The 15861-nt window shown below is 64.2% G+C and carries 12 protein-coding genes; 2 read left to right on the top strand and 10 right to left on the bottom strand.

All coding sequences use genetic code 11. The features are described from left to right. Window positions 1-166: 166 nt before the first annotated feature. Complete coding sequence (locus H7688_RS12355) at window positions 167-2812, top strand: ATP-binding protein (protein ID WP_183361423.1); 2646 nt, start codon at window positions 167-169, stop codon at window positions 2810-2812. 69 nt (window positions 2813-2881) lie between these two features. On the opposite strand, the gene scpC is transcribed toward H7688_RS12355, so the two are convergent. Together scpC and H7688_RS12345 are read right to left on the bottom strand one after the other, a co-directional pair. After that, window positions 2882-4477, bottom strand: a complete 1596-nt coding sequence (scpC, locus tag H7688_RS12350) for a succinyl-CoA:acetate CoA-transferase ScpC (RefSeq protein ID WP_183361422.1) — start codon at window positions 4475-4477, stop codon at window positions 2882-2884. Window positions 4478-5090: 613 nt separating this feature from the next. Next, window positions 5091-7172: a methyl-accepting chemotaxis protein gene (locus H7688_RS12345; RefSeq protein WP_183361421.1), complete on the bottom strand. Its 2082-nt coding sequence runs from the start codon at window positions 7170-7172 to the stop codon at window positions 5091-5093. Window positions 7173-7374: 202 nt separating this feature from the next. Here H7688_RS12345 and H7688_RS12340 point away from each other — a divergent pair, with 202 nt between their 5' ends. Then, complete coding sequence (locus H7688_RS12340) at window positions 7375-7809, top strand: PAS domain-containing protein (RefSeq protein WP_183361420.1); 435 nt, start codon at window positions 7375-7377, stop codon at window positions 7807-7809. A 78-nt stretch (window positions 7810-7887) separates the two neighbouring features. On the opposite strand, the gene bfr is transcribed toward H7688_RS12340, so the two are convergent. From bfr to H7688_RS12300, 8 genes are all read right to left on the bottom strand, one after another. After that, the gene (gene bfr, locus H7688_RS12335; RefSeq protein WP_183361419.1) at window positions 7888-8358 is read right to left on the bottom strand and encodes a bacterioferritin; all 471 of its coding nucleotides are present in this window, start codon (window positions 8356-8358) and stop codon (window positions 7888-7890) included. 295 nt (window positions 8359-8653) lie between these two features. Continuing rightward, window positions 8654-9919 (bottom strand): uracil-xanthine permease family protein, encoded by a 1266-nt coding sequence (locus tag H7688_RS12330; protein ID WP_183361417.1) that lies wholly within the window; start codon window positions 9917-9919, stop codon window positions 8654-8656. 66 nt (window positions 9920-9985) lie between these two features. Continuing rightward, complete coding sequence (upp, locus tag H7688_RS12325; RefSeq protein WP_183361415.1) at window positions 9986-10615, bottom strand: uracil phosphoribosyltransferase; 630 nt, start codon at window positions 10613-10615, stop codon at window positions 9986-9988. Window positions 10616-10777: 162 nt separating this feature from the next. Continuing rightward, complete coding sequence (locus tag H7688_RS12320; RefSeq protein WP_183361414.1) at window positions 10778-11608, bottom strand: rhomboid family intramembrane serine protease; 831 nt, start codon at window positions 11606-11608, stop codon at window positions 10778-10780. Between the two features lie 86 nt (window positions 11609-11694). Further along, window positions 11695-12945: a dihydrolipoamide acetyltransferase family protein gene (locus H7688_RS12315; protein WP_183361413.1), complete on the bottom strand. Its 1251-nt coding sequence runs from the start codon at window positions 12943-12945 to the stop codon at window positions 11695-11697. Window positions 12946-13003: 58 nt separating this feature from the next. Continuing rightward, window positions 13004-13966, bottom strand: a complete 963-nt coding sequence (locus H7688_RS12310) for an alpha-ketoacid dehydrogenase subunit beta (RefSeq protein WP_183361412.1) — start codon at window positions 13964-13966, stop codon at window positions 13004-13006. 1 nt (window position 13967) lies between these two features. Continuing rightward, on the bottom strand, window positions 13968-15023 hold the full coding sequence (gene pdhA, locus H7688_RS12305; protein ID WP_183361411.1) for a pyruvate dehydrogenase (acetyl-transferring) E1 component subunit alpha: 1056 nt from the start codon (window positions 15021-15023) through the stop codon (window positions 13968-13970). 88 nt (window positions 15024-15111) lie between these two features. Beyond that, complete coding sequence (locus H7688_RS12300) at window positions 15112-15813, bottom strand: TVP38/TMEM64 family protein (RefSeq protein WP_183361410.1); 702 nt, start codon at window positions 15811-15813, stop codon at window positions 15112-15114. Window positions 15814-15861: the final 48 nt, after the last annotated feature.

Here is a 15861-nt window from a genome sequence, read left to right as displayed (position 1 = left end):
TGGCGATTTTGCTCAGCTTTTTTCTTGCCCTTGTCGATTAATAGAGTAAACTGGCGCAATCCGCACCGCATTGTAGGAAACCTCTTATGCCTGCGCGGGTCGTTTTGGCAGCCGTTGCGTAAGACCTATAGTCCACGCCCGTCACTCTCCCCGGAGTCCCCCGACGATGAGCGAACGCCCCCTCTACAACAGCCGCATCACCAACGCCTACGTCAAGTTGGTGGAGCGACGCTATCCCGGGGTGGACCTGAAACGTCTCTTCCGGGAGGCAGGAATCGAGCCGTACGAGGTGAGTGACCTCGGGCACTGGTTCACCCAAAGCCAGGTCAACCGGTTCGTAAGCGGCCTCATGCATGCCACCGGCAACCAGAGCATCGCGCGCGAGGCAGGGCAGTTTGCCGCGTCGGTGCAGGGGCTCGGGGTCCTCAAGAAGTACCTGCTCGGGCTGATCGGACCCGGCAACGCCTTTTCCGCACTGGAAAAGGCCTGCGCCAGCCTGACCCGTTCCGCCACCTACCAGAGCAGGCGCATCAGTTCGAACAAGATCGAGATCATCGTCACCCCCGCACCCGGCGTCAGCGAAAGCCCCTTCCAGTGCGAAAACCGCCTCGGTTTCTTCGAGGCGATCCTGGGGACCTTCGACTGCAGTCCCGCCGAGATCCGACATCCCGAATGCATCTTCGAAGGCGGCGCGAGCTGCCGCTACCTGGTCTCCTGGAAGGAACCGCTCTACCTGCGAGTGCGCCGGATCAGGAACTACCTGGTTCCCGCCCTCGGCGGCGCGGCACTCGCCATGGCCCCTTTTTCCCCCCGCCTTTCCTTTGCCCTGGTCCTCAGCTCCCTGTTCAGCTTCATGGGTTGCTCCTGCGCCGCCAACCGGTTGGAAAAAGACACCCTGGTTTCCGCCCTGGCAAGCCTGAAGGAGTCGACGGACGAGCTCCTGGACCAAAGCGGCACCAACTACAAAAACGCGGTCATGGTGAACGAAGTCGGTCAGGCGATCAGCTGCCAGGCCGGTATCGATGAGGTGCTGGAAAACGTGGTGCGCGCCCTGGAAAACCGGCTGAGCTACGACCGGGCCCTGATCCTGCTTGCCGACCTGGACAGCAAACGACTGAGTTTCCGCATCGGTTTCGGTTATTCGGAGGAGGAGCTTGCCGTGCTGCGCAAGGCCTCCTTCAACCTGAACAACCCCGAGTCCCGCGGCGTGTTCGTGACCTGCTTCAGGGAGCGCAAGCCGCTGCTCATCAACGACTTCTCCGAGGTGGCCGAGGTACATTCGCCCCGCAGCCAGAGCTTCGCCGACGATATCGGCGCCCAGTCCTTTTTGTGCTGCCCCATCGTCTGCGAGGGGGAGTCGCTCGGTGTCTTGGCGGTGGACAACATCAGAACCAAGAAGGCCCTGGTGCAAAGCGACCTGAGCCTCATGATGGGGATCGCCCCGGTGATCGGGATGAGCATCCGCAACGCGCGCTACATCGACCTCGAGAAGCAGCGCTCGGAACAGATGCGCCAGTCCCAGAAGATGGAGGCGGTAGGGCAACTGGCGGGCGGGGTGGCCCACGATTTCAACAACCTCCTGACCGCGATCATCGGCTTCGCCACGCTGGCGCGCATGCACCTTGACAGCGACAACCCGGCAGGCAAGTTCCTCGACGAGGTGCTGCTCGCCTCGGACCGCGCCACCCACCTCACCAAGGGACTGCTCTCCTTCAGCCGCAAGCAGCCCATAAACCTGCAGCCCCTGGAGCTCAACAGCATCGTAGAGCGCATGGAGAGGCTTTTGCGCCGGCTGATCTCCGAGGAAATCGAACTGGTGCTGCGCTACGCCGACCAACCGCTCCCCATCGTGGCCGATGCCGGCCAGATCGACCAGATCCTCATGAACCTGGCGACCAACGCGCGGGACGCCATGGAACACTGCGGGGTACTCACCATCACTACCGGCCGCACCGAACTCGGCCCCTCTCCCGGCCCCGGCTTTGGCGACGCACCGGCGGGAAGTTACGCCACGCTGACCATCAGCGACACCGGCAAGGGGATGGACGCCACCACCAGGGCGCGCATCTTCGAACCGTTCTACACCACCAAGGAGGTGGGCAAAGGGACGGGGCTGGGGCTCGCCATCGTGTACGGGATCGTGCAGCAGCATAGCGGTTTCATCGACATCGCCAGCGAACCCGGCCAAGGGACCACCTTCTCGATCCACCTCCCGATCCCCGCGGAGACCCTGCAAAGCGCAGCCCCGGTTCTCACCGCGACCTCCGCCACGCGCGGCAGCGGCACCGTCCTCGTGGTGGAAGATGCCCCCGAGGTCCGGCTGTTGACCTGCCAGGTGCTCGAGGGGCAGGGGTACCAGGTGATCGAAGCGGTGGACGGCGAGGATGCCCTGGAGAAGTTCCGCGCCCACCGTGACCGCATCCAGCTGGTGATCATGGATGTGGTGATGCCCAAGCTGAACGGCAAGGAGGCCTACACCGAGATCGCCCAGCTCAAGGCGGGAATCAAGGTGCTTTTCACCAGCGGCTACACCCCGGACGACGTGAACCGCAAGGGGGTGCGCTTCGGCCACGACAACTTCATCGCCAAACCCTGTTCACCTGAAGCGCTGTTGAAGATGGTGGCCGACCTCATGCAACCGGCGAGTCCGGAAGCTGCCGAGAGCGACGGGGCGGCTGACGCGGCGGAACCGTCCGCCGTCTCCGGTGCCGAGGCTGCAGCGCTCCCCACGGCGCCCCCCCCCACTCCCCCACCTGCACCAGCCGGCGGGTCCCCGCCGGGCCCGGTGCGCCGGGCCGGCAACGGTTTCTGAACAGGGCACAAAAAAAGATGCCCCGCCAGTTCTGGCGGGGCATCTTTTCGTCGTATGCTGCGAGCGGGACTATTCGCAGAGGTCGATCTTCACGTCCCAGTTCTTGAGCTTCATGGTGCCGTTGCGCTCCAGGTTCAGGTGCATCTTGAAGGCGCGGTCCCACAGCTGCGGCTCGTGCCCCACCTTGCGGCGGAGGCAGTCGGCCTCAGCGATGTTCAGGTACTCGGTCAGCTGGTCCTTGTAGTCCGGGTGGGCGCACTTCTCGATGATGCGGCGGGCGCGATCCTTCGGAGCCAGGCCACGCAGGTCGGCCAGCCCCTGCTCGGTGATGACGCAGTCGAGGTCGTGCTCGGTGTGGTCGATGTGCGAGCAGTGCGGCACGACGCAGGAGATACCGTTCGGGTCGGTCTTGGAGGGACGGCTCGACGGGGTGTGCATCATCTTCAGGAAGCCGTTTCTAAGGAAGTCGCCCGAGCCGCCCAGGCCGTTGATCATGCGGGTACCGCCGACCAGGGTGGAGTTGGCGTGTGCGTAGATGTCGATCTCGACCGGGGTGTTCATGGCGATGCAACCCAAGCGGCGGATCGGCTCCGGGGCGTTGGAGATGGAGAGCGGACGCAGCACGATCTTGTCGAAGTACTTGTCCATGTTCTCGAAGAAGCGCGGGAAGCCCGGGCTCGCCGACAGGGAGAGCGAGCAGGAGGACGCCATGTCCAGCTTGCCCGAGTCGAAGAGGTCCAGCATGGTGTCCTGGAGCACCTCGGTGTACACGGTCAGGTTGGAGAAGGGGCCCTTGGCCAGGCCGCCGATGACGGCGTTGGCGATGGAGCCTACGCCCGACTGGATCGGCAGCAGGTTCTTGGGCAGACGGCCCGCCTTAACCTCCTGGGTGAAGAACTCGATGATGTGGCCCGCGATCGCCTCGGAGGTGTCGTCCTGCTCGGCGAAGGCACGCCCCTGGTCGCGCAGCTTGGACTCGACCACCGCGACGATCTTGGAGGGATCGCAGGGGATCGAGGTGCCACCGATGCGGGAACCGGCGTGGGTGATGTCGAACACCTGGCGGTTGGGCGGGGTGAGCGGGGTGATCAGGTCGTGGATCCCTTCGAAGGAAGGCTGGCCGGTGTTCACCTCGACGATGATCTTGTCGCAGATCATGAGGATCTCGGGGATGACGCCACAGGAGGAGGTGGGGACCAGGGAGCCGTCTTCTTTGATGGCGGACACCTCGATGATTGCGAGGTCAAGCTTGCCGGTCTCCGAGTCCTTGGTGTAGAAGCCGTAGCCCAGGTCCTGGGCGAACAGGGAGAGGTGCTTGTCACCCATGCGGATGCGCCCCTCGTTGATGCCGGCGGCGATGTTCTTACCGGTCTGGTAGGGCCAGCGGCGGTCGATCATGTCCAGGGTAGCCCAACGGTCTTCGGTCTCGGCACCGACGGAGGCACCGATGAAGAGGTTGAACTTCAGCTTGCCCTGCAGGTTGTTCTGCTCGACGTGGTTGGCGAGCGCGATGGGCACGACTTTCGGGTAACCGGCCGGGGTGAAGCCGGACCAGCCGAGGTTCATCCCCGCCTTGAAGAACGGGATGGTCTGCTCGGGGGTCATGACCTTGCTCAAAAGGGATTTGCACTGTACGCGGTCTTGCAGGGTGCCGTACTCAGACATCTTCTTCCTCCTGTTTTGTTTTATTGTTTACAGAAAATGCCAGTCAACCTTCGGAAACTACTTAAAGTTCAACGATACCACGGCAGACTTCCGCGGCGGGAATCTTCACAATCTTAGGGTCTCCGGGTCAAAGTAGAACCGGATTCTACTCAACAGCGTTTACATAGTCAAGGTTAAATGTCCCTGAGGCAAACCGAGGTACCTGCTGTCCACCTGCCGGCGGGCCCGAGCCGGAAGGTCTCTCCCGCACCCGGCTTCGGGTAGAGCACACTGTATACAGTATGCAATCTAATCCTGAACGCACGCCCCGTCAAGAGCAAAAAACTCTGTCAGACAGGAAAGCCCACAGGACCAGCCGGCACAGTCGCCCTCAGGAGGCAAGCATCTGCTGACAGTGAAAGGCCTTTGGGCGGCCTCGCAATTGTAAGACAGAAACACTTTCTGTCAAAGGCGTGTGATTTCTTGCGCTTTTGCTGGATCCAGATGTGGAGAAATGAGAAAGGCCGCCCGTTTGAACGGTACGGCCTTGGTTGAATCTGGGTAAGTCTCAGGTTGTGGAATTACGGGTGACCGATACGGTCTTTCCCTGTAAGTAGCTCCTGATGTCTTAAGTTTATTCCGCCTGGTAACCTATGCGTACTGCGCCCCAGTGCCTGTTGTTGAAGTAGATCGGCGTGGAGAGGTCGTTGATGACCTCGCCGGTGTCACGCAGGTAGGTCTGCAGCAGGAATGGCTCGGTGTTCTGCGCGGCCCTGAGCCCGGTCTTGTCGTTGAAGATGCGCTTGGTCCGGTTGTTGATCTTGTCGGCCTCCGGGTCGCCCGTCAGGGGCTTGCTGTAGCGCAGGTTGTGGCTGGCCACGTAGCCGTGGTCGTCGACCACGATGGCGAACAGCACCGTTTTCTGACGCGCCAGCACCTCCTCCTGGATCGGCGAGATGATCTGGTCGAAAAGCTTGTCGAAGGCGGTGTTGTATTTCTGGGGAGCCGTTCCGGGGATGGGGCGGTAGTTGCGGTCGGCAAGGTCGGCAGCCGAGATCCGGTTCTCGGCAAGGGCACGCCCCAGCGCGGCAACCGCCCGGTCGCGCAGTTCGCGGGCCAGGTCCTTCATGGCATCGTGCCGGTTGCCGACGCTGAACTTGCCGACGGTGGAGAAGATCTGCTCGGCGACGCCGCTTAACATGATGCAGGCCTTTTCGCTCGACTGCATGTCCTGGTGCACCAGCACGGCGGCCTGGGAGACGCCGTGGATCTTCTCGGAAATCTCGTTGGTGGTCGCGCTCTGCTCTTCGGTCGCCGAGGCAATCTGGTTGATGAGCCCTGCGGTCTCCCCTGCCAGGGACAGGATGCGCTCCAGGCACTGCCGTGCCGCGCCGGTTTTCTCCACCCCCTCGGCGACCCGCACCTGTTCCTCGCCGATGGAGCGGGCTGCCGCACGGCTCTCCACCTCGATGGTGCCGATGATCTCGGCGATCTCCTTGGTGGAGGTGGCGGTCCGCTCCGAGAGGGTCTTAACCTCGTCGGCCACCACCGCAAAGCCCCGGCCGTGATCCCCGGCCCGTGCCGCCTCGATGGCAGCGTTCAGTGCCAAAAGCTTCGTCTGGTCCGCGATGTCCTCGATGAGGCTGATGATGTCGCCGATGCGCGCCGAGGAGCTTTCCAGCTTGCCCACCGTTTCCAGGGTCTGGGTCACGTTCTCGCGCACCGATTCGATGCTGCCAAAGGCCGCGTCCACGACCGTCATCCCCTCGTTTGCCGCCTGGTCCACCTGGGCCGAGAACCCGGCTGCCTGGTGGGTGTTGCCGGCCACGACGTTGAGGGTGGCGGCCATCTCCTCCGAGGCCACCGCCACCGACTGGGAGCGGTCCTTCTGCTCGGCCACCGAAACCAGGGTGCGTTGGGTACGGTCCGAGACCTGGCACAACGACACCGAGATGTTCTCGGCCAATTGGTACAGGACGGAAATGGTCTCGCGCAGCTTGCGCACCAGGTGGTTGATGTGCCCGGCCAGATCGCCGATCTCGTCCTCCGAGTTGATGGCGATCTCCTTGGTGAGATCCCCCTCCCCTTCGGCGATGTCCTTGAGCTTCGCGGAGAAGTTGAGAAGGTCGCGCACGATGGTTTTCTTGAAGAAGAGGTACATGCTGGCCATCATCACGGCAAAGAAGCAGCACCCTGCCAGCACCAGCATGAGGGTCATGCGGACCGCGCTCTGGTAGCCGTGCTCCAGCGACGAGCTCAGCACCACCGCGCCCAGGTAGTTCCCCTGGCCGTCGTGGCACTGCTTGCAGCGCTGCTCGTTGGCGAGCGGGACCACGGAGCGCAGCAGGTGCTCACCGTCTTGCACCAGGCGGGTTTCCAGGACCTTGCCGCTGGAGAGGGCCTTCAAAACCTCCTGGTTGACGGTCCCGGTTGCCGGATCCTTCGCCTCGGCGCCGTAGATCTTCAGGTCGAAACCGAAGTGCTGATCCTTGGCGACCTTGGCGAGGTTGAGCACCGCCTTGGAGTCGTCCTTCACCATGAACTCGGCGATCTCGTTCACGATCACCTTGATCATGGTGTGGCTGTTTTTCACCTGTAGATCCATGCTGGCCTGGTACTGCAGCCAGATCGCCAGAAAGCCTACGATACTTATGCCTATGCCAAGGGTGACCCCTATGATGGCCAGTATTTTGTGCATCAGTTTCTTTTTCAGCATCGGACCTCCTTGCACTTCCAGGGCTGCAAACAGTATCGGCAAAACCGTTGTGTGCTTTAGAGATACTCGCATTAGAGAATATCAACCAGAGATTGTCTCGGCCCGCGCCTGGGGCGGCGGGTGAGACAGAAACCGCGGCCCGAAGCAGGACGCACTGCCATTACTGTGTTATCCTTGGGGAAAAATTGTGAGGGAGGCGAGCATGGAGTCGTTATCTTTAGAGGAGCTTTACCGCCAACTGGTAGAGAACAGCAACGATGCCATCATCTATTCGGACCGTGCGGGGCTGATCCGGCTTTGGAATCGGGGAGCCGAGGAGATGCTCGGTTTCAGTGCACAGGAGGCGCTGGGACAGTCGCTGGACATCTTCATCCCGGAAAACCAGCGGGCACGGCACTGGGAAGGGTACGCAAGGGTGATGCAGACCGGGGTGACCCGCTACGCGAAGGACCTCTTGGCAGCACCCGCCTTGAAGAAAGACGGCAACCGCATCTCCACCGAGTTCTCGATGACCATCATCAGGGATGCCTCCGGCGAGATCACCGGGACGGCCGCTATCATGAGGGATGTCACGGCCAAGTGGCAGAAAGAAAAGGCGCTGCGCCAGCGGCTTGCCGAGCTGGAGGCGAAGCCCTGAACTGCGGGCCCAGCGGACACAAAAAAAGAGCGCGAGGGAGATGCCCTGGCGCTCTTTTTCGTTTTCTGGGGGGAAGAATCAGGAGCGGACCTGATCCACCAGGTAGTTCTGGACCCCCATCTGGGCCATCTGGTCCAGGTGCGCCTCGATCTCGTCGATGTGCTCCTCCTCCTGGGTGAGGATCGACTTGAGCAGCTCGCGGGTGCCGTTGTCACCCAGTTCCACCGCGATGCGGATGCTCTCGTTGTAGCCGCGGATGGTGCTCTCCTCGAGGGCGTGATCGAACTGGTGCATCTTGGGGACTTCGGAGCCGATGTTGATCGGGTTCAGCTTGCTGACGATGGGCCTCCCCTCCAGGAAGAGGATGCGCTCGATGAGCTTCTCGGCGTGCTTCATCTCGGTGATGGCCCGCTCGCGCATAATCGAATGGAGCCGCTGGTAGCCCCAGTTCTCACACATCTCCGCGTGCACCATGTACTGGTTCGTCGCGGTCAGCTCCTCGGCCAGGCGCACGTTGAGCTGCTCGATCATCCTCTCGTTCCCCTTCATGAGTGCCTCCTTCTCGCGGTAAAAGTTGTCGTCGGCTCCTTCCGGGCCCTTGTGGCCTGTCGGGGCCGTGCCGTTGGTTAAGCAGGAAAGATTTAAGAACGCTAATTATTATACAGAGAGTCCCTACCTTGGCAACGAAGGGAGTACCGGGGGGAGAAGCATGGAGGATGCGGGAGGGAGGGTTCCCGTTGAAGACCGATCTACCGGAATTCGTCGAGGGCGCGCAAAAAAGGAGCGGGCCGCTACGAGGCGACACGCTCCTTTTCAGATCAGACAACAGGGATTTGAAGCAAGCTTAGGCGATGGTATCCGGTTCTTCGTCCTCTTCGACGGCGTCCTGGTCCTTCGGGAGGATCAGGTTCAGCAGGATGGCGGCGATGCCGCAGAGGCTCACGCCGTGCAGGTGCTGGCCGGCAACCGTGACGCTCAGCCCGCCGATGCCGAAGACGAGCACCAGGGAAACGATGACCAGGTTGCGCGCCTTGTTGAGGTCGACCCGGGCGTGGATCAGCGTATTGAGGCCGACCGCGGCGATGGAGCCAAAGAGGAGCATCATGATGCCCCCCATGACCGGCACGGGGATGGACTGCAGGATCGCGTTGAACTTCCCGAAGAACGCCATCACGATGGCAAAGCCTGCGGCCCAGGTCATGATGACCGGGTTGTAGCAGCGGGTAATCATGACGGCGCCGGTGACCTCGGCGTAGGTGGTGACCGGCGGGCCGCCGATGAGGGCCGCCGAGCAGACCGCCAAGCCGTCGCCCAGCATGGTGCGGTGCAGACCGGGCTTCTCGGTGTAGTCCTTCCCGGTCACCGCGCCGATGGCAACGATGTCACCGACATGCTCGATCGCCGGGGCCAGGGCGACCGGGAACATGAAGAGGATCGCGGACATGTTCCACTGGGGCGCCACGAAGTTGGGAGCGGCGATCCAGGGCGCCGCAGCGATCTTGGAGAAGTCGACGAGTCCCAGGCACATGGAGAGCAGGTAGCCGACGGCGACGCCGGAGAGGACCGGCAGGAGCCGGAAGATGCCGCGGGCCCTGGTCGCCACGGCGGCGGTGGTGGCAAGCGACGCGGCGGCCACCAGGAGGGCGGTGTTGTACTCGACCAGGACGGCCTTGCCGTCGCCGGTCTTGCCCATCGCCATGTTGACGGCGACGTTCGCAAGTCCCAGGCCGATCACCATGATGATCGGGCCGACCACCACCGGCGGCATGATGCGGTGGATGAACTCCACGCCGCGCAGCTTGATCACGGCCGCCAGGATCAGGTAGAGCCAGCCGGCCACGAAGAGGCCACCCATGGTGGCGGGGAGCCCCCAGGTCTGGGTACTGTAGATGATCGGTGCGATGAACGCGAAGGAGGAACCCAGGAAGATCGGCACCTGGCGACCGGTGGTCGCCTGGAAGATCAGGGTGCCCATGCCGGCGCCCAGAAGCGCCATGCTCGGGTTCATCCCGGTCAGGATCGGTACCAATACCAATGCACCAAATGCGACAAAAAGAATCTGGGCGCCGGAGAGCGCTTGGCGCCACACCGGCTCTGTTACTTCCGACATACACGAACCTCGTTTAGTGGGATTTTTGCTGCAGACCGCAACCGGCGCTGAACCGCGTGACGGGGATTACTTGGTACCGAAGATCTTGTCGCCCGCATCCCCCAGGCCAGGGATGATGTAGCCGTTTTCGTTCAAGCGCTCGTCGATGGCAGCGACATAGATATCCAGTTCAGGGTAGGCCGTGGTGATCTTGGCGAGCCCCTCGGGAGCCGCCACCAGGCAGAGGACGCGGATCTGCTTGCAGCCCGCCTTTTTCAGCATCTCGATGGTGGCCGCCATGGAGCCGCCGGTGGCCAGCATCGGGTCGACGATGAGGGCCAGGCGCTCGTCGAGCTTGCCGACGAAGCGCTCGAAGTAGGTGTGTGCCTCCAGGGTGTGCTCGTTGCGGGCCAGGCCCACCACGCTCACCTTGGCGTTGGGGATCATGTCCATCACGCCGTCCAGCATGCCGATGCCGGCGCGCAGGATGGGGACCACGGTGACCTTTTTCCCCTTGATCTGCTGGATCTTGACCGGGCTGCCGTCCCATCCTTCGATGGTGCGCTCCTCGAGCGGGAAGTCCCGGCTCGCCTCGTAGGCAAGAAGGCAGGCCACCTCGGCGGTGAGCTCACGGAACTTCTTGGTGCTGATCCCTGCCTCGCGCATCAGGCCGATCTTGTGCTTCACCAGCGGGTGATTAATTTCATGAACGCTCATCTACTCCCCCAATACGGTTGTTTTGGCATACCATACATTAAAACAGGAGAGAATTCAGCAGTTTTGCGATTAGACCTTATCAATGATGGAAGGGGGTTGGGGAGCGTTGCGGCGGGGTGCGGCGCAGGCCGGGGCAGCCGGTCGGACCTGCGCGGCGCGCGGCTAGAGGAAGAGGACGGTGTAGGCGAGGAGGCACCCCCAAGAAAGGGCGAACACGGTCAGCACGGCGCAGGCCAGGGCGATGATGCGGTGGCCGGAGGTGTCGCGTTTCTGGGCCCGGAATCCGAGCAACCGGGCGAGCACGACGCCCCCCACGACACCGCCGCCATGCCCCCAGTTGTTGATCCCGGGCATGACCAGGCCAAAGAGCACCAGGCTGATCAGCCAGCCGCTCACCTCGCGCGAAACCGCCGCGCCGTAGCTGCCGCCACGGGCCTTGCCGAAGTAGAAGAGCGCGCCGATCAGCCCGCAGACGGCGGCAGAGGCGCCGATGGTGACCGAGACACCCGCCAGGCAGGAGGCGATGTAGCCGACGACGCCGCTTAAGGTGTAGATGGCGAACATCCGGTTCGGGCCGAACTCCGCGCTCACCCAGGGACCTATCTGGCGCAGGGCCATCATGTTGAAGAAGATGTGCAACAGGCCGCCGTGCAGGTAGCTCGCCGAGATGAGGGTCCAGAACCTGCCGTAGGCGAATACCGGTACCGAGCCGGTAGCCCCCAAAAGCATGAGACTGCGCTGGTCGGGTGACAGGAAGTTGAGCGGGTTGCCGTCCAGGGAGCCGTGCCCGCTGATCAGCAGGGAGAGCAGGAAGTAGACGACGTTGGCGGCGATGATGGCGTTAATCTGCCAGTCGCCGTTGTCGCCGCGCGTACCGCGGCCGGTGAGGCGGGCCCAGATGCCCGGGCGCCGGGTGCCGCACCAGGGGCAGGAATTCTCGCGGGCGTCAATGAGGGCGCCGCAGTGCGGGCACGGTAGGGAGCGTTGGGCCATCGGTGGTTCCTTGGGATGAGTTGGGGCACACTCTACATGTTAAGCGGATAAAATGACACTGTTTTCTCGCCTGATCCGGCCGTGGGTCAGCTCCCCTCGATGAAGAGGAGACCCGGGTCCTCCAGGGAGCGCAGCAGCTTGCCGAGAAACTGTGCGGCTTCCGCGCCGTCGGTGACCCGGTGGTCGAAGGTAAGCGATACCGGGACGATCCTGCGGATGACGATCTGGCCACGGTGCACCCAGGGGCGCTCCGAGATGCGGCCGAAACCGAGGATGGCCACGTCGGGCCAGTTGATGATGGGGGTAGCGAAGGTTCCGCCGAAATGCCCGTAGTTGGTGATGGTGAAGCTCGAGCCGCGCAGGTCCTCGCGGGAGAGGGTGCGTTCCTGCGCCTTGCGCCCCAGCTCCTGGATCGCCTGGGCCAGTTCGATGATGCTCTTTTTCTCCACGTCGCGGATCACCGGTACCATGAGCCCCTCGGGGGTGGCGACCGCGATACCGAAGTGGTAGTGCTTCTTGACGACGATGGTCTGGGTGGCGTCGTCGATCGAGGCGTTCAGCATGGGGTGTTCGCGCAGCGCGTGCTGGGCCGCCTTGATGAAGAAGGGGAGGAAGGTCAGGTGGCTGCCGCGGGCCTCCACCTCCCCCTGCTCGCGGGCCCTCAGCTCCCAGATCTCCGTGACGTCGACCTCTTCCATGCTGGTGACGAAGGCGCTGCGGCACTGGGCGGCCAGCACGTTGCGGGCGATCGCGCGTCTAAGACCGCGCAGTTCGACGCGCTCCACGGGGCCGAAGCCCTCCCCGTCCCCCCCGCGGCGCTCCAGTTCCGGCGGCGAGGCGGCGGTGATCGGCCGGGGTGCCGGGCCCCGTCCCGCTTGGGCTGCCTCGAAGCGTTCCAGGTCTTCCGGGGTGATGCAGCCGCGCGGGCCGTTCCCGGTGACGAAACGCAGGTCGATGCCGCGCTCGCGGGCCAGCTTGCGGACCATCGGCGTGGCGAGGCCGGAGAATTCGGGTGCGGGAGCCGGGGGAGCCAGGTCGTCGGCGTCGGGAAGCTCCCCGACGATCCCCACCGAGCGCGGGCGGGGTGCCGCAGCTGCGCCGGTCTCGGCGATGGTCACCAGCGTCTCGCCGACCTTGACCACCTCGCCGGGGCGGCGGTGGATGCGGGCGATCACTCCGGAGCGCGGTGCCGGCACCTGCACCACCGCCTTGTCGGTCTCCACCTCGAGGACCGGCTGGTGCTCGGCGACCTGGTCACCCTCGGCCACCAGCCAGTGGCGCACCTCCACTTCGGCGATCCCCTCTCCCAGGTCGGGCAGTTTGAAGTCGAATGGCATTGCCGCTCCTTCTGTCATTTTTTTCGATTGATCCGATTCGGCAAACTGCCACGCTGTTCTAATAGCGCAGCACCTCGTCGAGCGCCGCCCTCACCTGCTCGATGCTCGGCAGGTAGTGGTCCATGAGCCGCGCCAGGGGGACCGGCACGTCGGGTGCAGCCACCCGCAGAACCGGCGCCCGCAGGTGCAAGATGGCCTCCTCGGCGATGGTGGCGGCAAGCTCCGCACCGAAACCCGCGGTCTTCGCCGCCTCGTGCACGATCACCACCCGCCCGGTCTTCATGACCGAACCGAGCACCGTCTCCGCGTCGAACGGATTTAAGGTGAGCAGGTCGATCACCTCGGCATCGTAGTTCGCCACCGCTTTCAAGGCCCGCTCCAGCATGCTCCCCCAGGCCAGCACCGTGACCTGGGTCCCTGCCCGCGCCAGCCGCGCCCGCCCCAGCTCCACCGTGTACTCCCCCTCGGGGACCTCCTCGCGCAGCATCCGGTAGAGCCGGGTCGGCTCGAGAAAGAGCACCGGGTCCGGGTCGCGCAGGGCCGCCACGAGGAGCCCCTTTGCCGTGTAGGGCCCGGACGGCACCACCACCTTGAGCCCCGGGCTCTGGCAGAAGAGCGCCTCGCTACTCTCCTCGTGCAGTTCGGGGGCCTTGATCCCGCCTCCGTACGGGGTGCGCAGCACCAGGGGGCAGCTGAAGCGCCCGCGCGAGCGGGCCCTCAGGCGCGCCGCGTGCGCCACCAGCTGCTCGAACCCCGAATAGGTGAACCCCATGAACTGGATCTCGGCCACCGGCCGCAGCCCGCAGGCAGCCATGCCGATGGCGGCACCCACGATGGCCGATTCGGAGAGCGGCGTGTCGATCACCCGCTCCGCCCCGAACCGCTCGAAGAGCCCCTCGGTCACCCGGAAGACCCCACCGTCCCGGCCAATGTCCTCGCCCAAGAGCACCACCCGCTCGTCGCGGGCCATCTCCTCGGCAAGCGCCTGGTTGATCGCCTGTACCATGTTCAACTGGGCCATGTCAGCGTCCCTTCCTTTGCCCGTCCTGACGGGGGCCAAGCGCGGCGAGCATCGTGTCGAACATCTCCTCGCGCCCCGGCGCCGGTAACGCCTCCATCGCGCCGACCGCGGCATCCACCGCCTGCCCCGCCGCCTCCCGGGCCTGTGCGGCGTCCGCCTCCCCAAAGAGACTGCGCGCCGCGAGGAAACGCTCGAGCCGCAGGATCGGGTCCCGGGCGCGCCAGAGGGCCACCTCTTCCGGGGAGCGGTAGCGTGCCGCATCGTCGGCGGTGGTGTGGTCGGCCATCCGGTAGGTGAGACACTCGATGAAGGTGGGGCCAACGCCCGCCCGCGCCTTTTCCAGCGCCTGTTGGGTAGCCCGGTACACCGCGAAGACGTCGTTGCCGTCCACCTGGATCCCCTCGAAACCATAGCCGATCGCCTTCTGCGCCAGGGTCTGGGCGGCGGTCTGCCCCTTCAAGGGGACCGAAATCGCCCACTGGTTGTTCTGGCAGATGAAAACCACCGGGAGCCGGAACACGCCGGCCATGTTGAACCCTTCGTGGAAATCCCCCTTCGAGGTGGCGCCGTCGCCGAAGTAGACCACGACCGCGCCGGGGTCGCGCCGGTTCTTGAGCGCGAAGGCCGCCCCCACCGCCTGGGGGATCTGGCTTGCCACGGCGACGCAGAAGGGGAAGATGTTGAGGTGGTCGGGGGTCTTTTGGCCGCGCTCGTCGCCGGTCCAGTACTGGAGCAGCTGCACGGCGGGGTAGCCCAGGGTGAGGTGCACCCCCATCTCGCGGAAGGAGGGGAAGACCCAGTCGGCCGGGGTGAGGGCCAGGGCGCTCCCTACCTGGGCCGCCTCCTGGCCCATGATCGGGGGGTAGGTCCCCAGCCGCCCCTCGCGCTGCAGGGCAACCGCCCGCTCGTCGAAGGTCCGCGCCAGCACCATGGCCAGGTACAGGCGCAACAGCTCGTCGTCGGAGAGCCCGGGGAGGAGTTCCGGGTCGGCGTGACCGTTTTCATCGAGGATGCTCAGACGTCGGACCTGAAAGCTGGCGAGGATCTCTTCTGGCATGGACGGGCGGCCCTTTCATTAGCAGATTACATCCCAGATAGAGTTTAGACGACCCGTCTGGGATGTCAAAAGCCGGGGCAGGCAGGTCTTAATGGGAAAGGGGGCCGGGCGGGTTACCGCGCCGGTTCTTCAGCTTGCCGTAGAGAACGGGGATCAGTGCGAAGAGCCCGAGCAGGGCGAAGGAGCCTATGACCCGGGGGGAGGCGACGTCGCGCAGCGAGGAGATGCCGGCCAGGCTGGCACCGGCGTTGACGAAGACGAAGCCCCCCGGGATGATGCCGACGAAGGTCCCCAGGACGAAGCTCCTCAGCGGCAGGCGGGTGAGTCCGGCGGCCAGGTTGATCAGGAAAAAGGGGAACAAGGGGACCAGGCGGAGAAAGAGGAGGTAGTTGACCCCGCGCGTCTCCAGTTCGCGGTTGAGCCCCTCCAGGCGCGCGCCGAAACGGGCGGCGACCAGGTCGCGCAAGAGGTAGCGGGTCACCAGGAAGGCCAGGGTCGCGCCGATGGTCGCAGCCAGGACCGCGCAGAGGGTCCCCACCAGCGAGCCGAAGATGGCGCCCGCGGCGAGGGAGAGCACCGCCGCACCCGGGAGGGAGAGCGCGGTCTGCAGGATGTAGATCGCCGTGAAGGCGGCCGCCGTAACGACGGCATGGGAGGCGTAGTAGTCGAGGAGCCACTGCCGGTTCGCCTTGAGCGAGCTCAGGGTGAGGAAACGGCCCAGATCGAGGTAGAAGAAGAGGACGACGGCCAGGAGGGCGGCCGCGACGAGGAGCAGTTTTTTCAGGTTCATGAGGACTCCACAGCTGGGGATCGGGCTACTTTCGCCGTTGCCGTGGCG

Source organism: Geomonas limicola (assembly GCF_014193675.1).
GTDB classification, from domain to species: domain Bacteria; phylum Desulfobacterota; class Desulfuromonadia; order Geobacterales; family Geobacteraceae; genus Geomonas; species Geomonas limicola.
The sequence above is the reverse complement of the archived record's forward strand: the minus strand, read 5'-3'. Positions and strand labels throughout refer to the sequence as shown.